Origin of the sequence: Bacteroides sp. B1-V-101 (assembly GCF_023656585.1) — a bacterium.
Lineage (GTDB): Bacteria > Bacteroidota > Bacteroidia > Bacteroidales > Bacteroidaceae > Bacteroides > Bacteroides thetaiotaomicron.
Genome location: NZ_JAMOKH010000031.1, coordinates 69,825 through 75,824, shown reverse-complemented (window position 1 = coordinate 75,824; position 6,000 = coordinate 69,825). Strand labels below are relative to the sequence as shown.

The 6,000-nt window shown below is 43.9% G+C and carries 5 protein-coding genes and 1 rRNA gene; all 6 read left to right on the top strand.

The window, feature by feature from the left end:
• Positions 1 to 111 (top strand): 5S ribosomal RNA (gene rrf, locus NBH01_RS19525).
• Between the two features lie 123 nt (positions 112 to 234).
• The gene (locus NBH01_RS19520) at positions 235 to 477 is read left to right on the top strand and encodes a hypothetical protein (RefSeq protein WP_225658557.1); all 243 of its coding nucleotides are present in this window, start codon (positions 235 to 237) and stop codon (positions 475 to 477) included.
• A gap of 397 nt (positions 478 to 874) precedes the next feature.
• Positions 875 to 2,371: a 2-isopropylmalate synthase gene (locus NBH01_RS19515; RefSeq protein ID WP_225658556.1), complete on the top strand. Its 1,497-nt coding sequence runs from the start codon at positions 875 to 877 to the stop codon at positions 2,369 to 2,371.
• Positions 2,372 to 2,448: 77 nt separating this feature from the next.
• Positions 2,449 to 3,843 carry a 3-isopropylmalate dehydratase large subunit gene (leuC, locus tag NBH01_RS19510; RefSeq protein WP_008763197.1) on the top strand — a complete coding sequence of 465 codons (1,395 nt, stop codon included), beginning with the start codon at positions 2,449 to 2,451 and terminating at the stop codon, positions 3,841 to 3,843.
• A gap of 42 nt (positions 3,844 to 3,885) precedes the next feature.
• Complete coding sequence (gene leuD / locus NBH01_RS19505) at positions 3,886 to 4,488, top strand: 3-isopropylmalate dehydratase small subunit (protein ID WP_008763198.1); 603 nt, start codon at positions 3,886 to 3,888, stop codon at positions 4,486 to 4,488.
• Positions 4,464 to 5,993: a hydroxymethylglutaryl-CoA lyase-like TIM-barrel protein gene (locus NBH01_RS19500; protein WP_008763199.1), complete on the top strand. Its 1,530-nt coding sequence runs from the start codon at positions 4,464 to 4,466 to the stop codon at positions 5,991 to 5,993. Before leuD ends, NBH01_RS19500 begins: the two co-directional genes overlap by 25 nt.
• Positions 5,994 to 6,000 lie beyond the last annotated feature (7 nt).

Sequence of the window (6,000 nt, the reverse complement as noted above, 5' to 3'; positions counted from 1 at the left end):
TCAGGTGGTTATAGCACGAGGGTTCCACCTCTTCCCATTCCGAACAGAGAAGTTAAGCCTCGTCACGCCGATGGTACTGCGTAACAGTGGGAGAGTAGGTAGCCGCCATTTTTAGAGAAGCCCCGCCAGTCTTTATTGATTGGCGGGGATTTCTTGTTTTGGCAGTTTAGGAAAAAATAGCTATATTTGCCGACGACAATTATTTTATTAAACGTTTAAAGCAAATTAAAAGGTATGAAAACAAAACTTTTTTTGGCTGCTGTAGCAGTAACATTTTCTTTCGCTGTGATCTCTTGTTCTGGTAACAAAGCTAATAACGCTGCCGCTTCTGAAGGTGAAGAAACAACAGTTGAAACTGTAGAAGCTGTTGCTGTTGAAGCAACTGACTCTTGCTGCCAGGCGAAAGACTCTTGTGCTACTGCTTGCGATAAGAAAGCTGATTGCACAGAAAAGAAGGAATGCTGTGATAAAAAGTAATCTATTGATTTAGAACGATAAATTAAAAGGGGGTATAGTGTGTCCGCACTATGCCCCCTTTTTCTGTTTGATGAAATACGGGGCTTTATTAGTAATACTTTTCTGCTAATAACCGACTTTAACTTATGAAATGAAATTATTTTCGATAAAAAAGTAACGTATTATTTGGTAGTACAGAAATAATCCATACCTTTGCACCGTCAAACTATAAAAGAGACAAAAAATGAATCAGATGTTTATACATATTCTACTATGCGGTATTATTATTCTACTATCAAAGGTTAGTGGAAGTGAGTGCTGCGCGTAAATGTGTATACTGAAAATATACGAAAGCCTTTCTCACTTCCAAGTGTGAAAGGTTTTTTTTTGAGCCAATAATAACATAAAATGATAGAAGATGGACAATAGGTTATTTATTTTTGATACCACCCTTCGGGATGGTGAACAGGTTCCGGGATGCCAGTTGAACACAGTGGAGAAGATTCAGGTAGCGAAGGCACTCGAAGCTTTGGGGGTCGATGTAATTGAAGCCGGCTTCCCCATCTCCAGCCCGGGAGATTTTAATTCTGTGATTGAAATTTCTAAAGCGGTGACTTGGCCCACTATTTGTGCTTTGACCCGTGCTGTTCAGAAGGATATTGATGTAGCGGTAGACGCTTTGAAATTCGCCAAGCATAAACGTATCCATACAGGTATCGGTACTTCTGATTCTCATATTAAATATAAATTCAACTCCAATCGGGAAGAGATTATCGAACGCGCGGTAGCAGCAGTGAAGTATGCACGTCGTTTTGTGGATGATGTGGAATTTTATGCAGAGGATGCAGGACGTACCGACAATGAATATCTGGCACGTGTGGTAGAAGCGGTTATCAAAGCGGGAGCCACAGTGGTGAATATACCGGATACAACGGGTTACTGTCTGCCTTCCGAATATGGTGCAAAGATTAAATATTTGATTGATCATGTAGACGGCATTGATAACGCGATTCTTTCTACTCACTGTCATAACGATTTGGGAATGGCAACAGCAAATACGATTGCTGGTGTTCTGAATGGAGCCCGTCAGGTAGAGGTGACCATTAACGGTATCGGCGAACGTGCTGGAAATACCGCTCTCGAAGAAATCGCAATGATTATCAAGAGTCATCATGAGATCGATATTCAGACCAATATCAATACACAGAAGATTTATCCGACCAGCCGTATGGTATCCAGTTTGATGAATATGCCTGTCCAGCCGAATAAAGCAATCGTAGGTCGCAATGCTTTTGCCCATTCATCGGGTATCCATCAGGATGGTGTGTTGAAGAATGTAGAAACTTACGAGATTATCGATCCGCATGATGTAGGCATCGATGATAACTCTATCGTACTGACTGCCCGTAGCGGACGTGCGGCATTGAAGAATCGCCTGTCGTTGTTGGGAGTTAACCTGGATCAGGAAAAACTGGATAAGGTATATGAGGAGTTTCTGAAACTGGCCGATAAGAAAAAAGATATCAATGATGATGATGTATTGGTATTGGCAGGAGCAGACCGCAGCCAGAATCATCGTATTAAGTTGGAGTATTTGCAGGTGACAAGTGGTGTCGGTGTACGTTCGGTTGCTAGTCTGGGACTGAATATTTCCGGTGAGAAGTTTGAAGCTTGTGCGAGTGGTAATGGTCCGGTGGATGCTGCCATCAAGGCTCTGAAAAAGATCGTAGATCGTCACATGATATTGAAAGAATTCACTATTCAGGCTATTAGCAAGGGAAGTGATGATGTAGGTAAGGTTCATATGCAGGTGGAATATGATAATCAGATTTATTATGGCTTCGGAGCAAATACGGATATTATAGCCGCATCGGTAGAAGCTTATATTGACTGTATTAATAAATTCAAGGCATAAAGGAACAGCGAAAGTGGTACTGAAATACGTACCCTGCATTAATTATAAATCATACATAGTAAAAATAGATATAACAGATGAATACATTATTTGATAAAATATGGGATGCCCACGTGGTGACTACGGTGGAAGATGGGCCGACACAACTTTATATTGATCGTTTATATTGTCATGAAGTGACCAGTCCGCAGGCTTTTGCCGGATTGCGCGAGCGTGGCATCAAGGTATTGCGTCCGGAAAAGGTATTCTGTATGCCCGACCATAATACTCCGACACATGATCAGGATAAACCGATTGAAGACCCGATCTCCAAGACTCAGGTGGATACACTGACGAAAAATGCGAAAGATTTCGGTCTGACCCATTTCGGTATGATGCATCCTAAAAACGGAATTATCCATGTGGTAGGTCCGGAACGTGCACTGACACTGCCGGGCATGACGATTGTTTGCGGTGACTCGCATACTTCTACTCACGGTGCAATGGGAGCTATCGCTTTCGGCATCGGTACCAGTGAAGTGGAAATGGTACTGGCTTCACAATGTATCCTTCAGTCAAGACCGAAAACAATGCGAATTACCGTAGATGGCGAACTGGGTAAAGGAGTGACTGCGAAAGATGTCGCTCTGTACATGATGTCTAAGATGACTACCAGCGGAGCTACCGGTTACTTCGTGGAATATGCAGGTTCGGCCATCCGCAATCTGACTATGGAAGGACGTCTTACTCTTTGTAATCTGTCCATTGAAATGGGAGCACGTGGTGGTATGGTTGCCCCGGACGAAGTGACTTTCGAATATATCAAAGGACGTGAGAATGCTCCGCAAGGGGAAGCATGGGATCAGGCTATGGAATACTGGAAAACGCTGAAGAGCGATGATGACGCCGTATTCGATCAGGAGGTCCGTTTTGATGCAGCGGATATCGAGCCGATGATTACGTACGGAACCAATCCGGGCATGGGAATGGGAATTACGCAAAACATTCCTACTACGGAAGGAATGGGAGAGGCTGCACAGGTTTCTTTCAAAAAATCGATGGAATATATGGGATTCCAGCCGGGTGAATCGTTACTGGGTAAAAAGATTGATTACGTATTTCTGGGTGCTTGTACTAATGGCCGTATTGAGGACTTCCGCGCATTCGCTTCTCTAGTGAAGGGACGCAGGAAAGCGGATAATGTAATCGCATGGCTGGTTCCGGGATCATGGATGGTTGATGCACAGATTCGTAAGGAAGGAATTGACAAGATATTGACTGAAGCGGGATTTGCAATCCGTCAGCCGGGATGTTCAGCATGCCTTGCGATGAATGATGACAAGATTCCTGCAGGAAAATATTCAGTATCAACCAGTAACCGTAACTTTGAAGGTCGTCAGGGACCGGGAGCCCGTACTTTACTGGCCAGCCCGTTGGTTGCTGCTGCCGCTGCGGTGACAGGAGTGATTACCGACCCGCGTGAACTGATGTAATTTCAATCGTAATTTGTAAATATTTAAATTGTAAACAGAAAGATGGCTAAGACAAAATTTAATATAATAACAAGTACTTGTGTACCCCTTCCTTTAGAGAATGTAGATACTGACCAGATTATTCCGGCACGTTTTCTGAAAGCAACGACTCGTGAAGAGAAGTTTTTCGGTGATAACCTGTTTCGTGACTGGCGTTATAATGCCGACGGTTCGCTGAACAAGGATTTCGTGCTGAACGATCCTACGTATAGCGGACAGATATTGGTGGCAGGAAAGAACTTCGGTTCGGGTTCCAGCCGCGAACACGCAGCCTGGGCGATTGCCGGATATGGTTTCCGTGTGGTAGTATCGAGCTTCTTTGCCGATATTCACAAAAATAATGAGTTGAACAACTTCGTACTTCCGGTAGTTGTTACTGAAGGATTTTTGCAGGAACTCTTCGACTCGATCTTTGCTGATCCGAAGATGGAAGTGGAAGTGAACCTTCCCGAACAGACCATCACTAATAAAGCAACGGGTAAGAGTGAACATTTTGAAATCAACGCTTATAAGAAACTTTGTCTGATGAACGGACTGGATGACATAGACTTCTTGCTAAGCAATAAAAATAAAATAGAAGAATGGGAAAACAAGGCGTCAAAATAGAGATCATGGACACAACGCTCCGTGATGGTGAACAAACCAGCGGAGTATCTTTTGTGCCCCATGAGAAACTAATGATTGCCCGTTTACTATTGGAGGATTTGAAGGTAGACCGGGTAGAGGTTGCTTCAGCACGTGTATCGGAAGGTGAGTTTGAAGCCGTGAAGATGATTTGTGATTGGGCGGCCCGCCGCAATCTGCTTCAGAAAGTGGAAGTGTTGGGATTTGTGGACGGTCATACTTCGGTGGACTGGATACAACGTACCGGGTGCCGTGTCATCAATCTTCTTTGTAAGGGGTCATTGAAACATTGCACCCAACAATTGAAAAAGACTCCCGAAGAACATATCGCAGATATTATCAACGTAGTACATTACGCAGATGAACAGGATATCGGAGTGAATGTATATCTGGAAGACTGGAGTAACGGAATGAAAGATTCTCCCGAATATGTGTTTCAGTTGATGGATGGCTTGAAGCAGACAAGCATCAGACGTTATATGTTGCCCGATACATTGGGAATCCTGAACCCGCTGCAGGTGATAGAATATATGCGGAAGATGAAGAAGCGTTATCCGAATACCCATTTTGATTTTCACGCGCATAATGATTATGATCTGGCGGTAAGTAATGTGCTGGCTGCCGTGTTGAGCGGTGTCAGAGGACTGCATACTACGATTAACGGACTTGGCGAACGGGCCGGTAATGCACCCCTTTCCAGTGTGCAGGCTATTCTGAAAGATCATTTCAATGCAATGACCAATATTGACGAAAGCCGCCTGAATGATGTCAGTCGGGTGGTAGAGTCCTATTCCGGTATTGTGATTCCTGCCAATAAACCGATTGTGGGAGAGAATGTCTTTACACAAGTTGCAGGCGTTCACGCCGACGGCGATAATAAGAATAATTTGTATTGTAATGATTTACTTCCCGAACGTTTCGGACGTAAGCGTGAGTATGCTTTAGGAAAAACAAGTGGAAAGGCAAATATCCGTAAGAACCTCGAAGATCTGGGACTGGAACTCGATGAAGATGCCATGCGCAAGGTAACGGAGCGAATCATTGAACTGGGGGACAAGAAAGAATTGGTGACTCAGGAGGATTTGCCGTATATTGTATCGGATGTATTGAAACACGGGGCGATAGGCGAGAAGGTCAAGCTGAAGAGTTATTTTGTAAATCTGGCTCACGGTCTGAAACCGATGGCGACTTTAAAGATCGAAATAAACGGAAAGGAATACGAAGAAAGTTCAAGTGGCGATGGTCAGTATGATGCTTTCGTACGTGCGTTGCGTAAAATTTATAAAGTGACGTTAGGACGTAAATTCCCCATGTTGACGAATTATGCGGTATCTATCCCACCGGGTGGACGTACAGATGCGTTTGTGCAGACAGTAATTACCTGGAACTATGACGAACAGGTGTTCCGTACCCGTGGACTTGATGCCGACCAGACGGAGGCTGCCATCAAAGCAACAATGAAGATGTTGAATCTACTTGAAGAATAAGTTGATT

What these genes read in the sequence shown, in the direction of transcription:
- NBH01_RS19500 (WP_008763199.1), top strand. Translation starts at nt 4,464, where the DNA reads ATGGGAAAACAAGGCGTCAAAATAGAGATCATGGACACAACGCTCCGT.
- NBH01_RS19515 (WP_225658556.1), top strand. Translation starts at nt 875, where the DNA reads ATGGACAATAGGTTATTTATTTTTGATACCACCCTTCGGGATGGTGAA.
- NBH01_RS19520 (WP_225658557.1), top strand. Translation starts at nt 235, where the DNA reads ATGAAAACAAAACTTTTTTTGGCTGCTGTAGCAGTAACATTTTCTTTC.
- leuC (WP_008763197.1), top strand. Translation starts at nt 2,449, where the DNA reads ATGAATACATTATTTGATAAAATATGGGATGCCCACGTGGTGACTACG.
- leuD (WP_008763198.1), top strand. Translation starts at nt 3,886, where the DNA reads ATGGCTAAGACAAAATTTAATATAATAACAAGTACTTGTGTACCCCTT.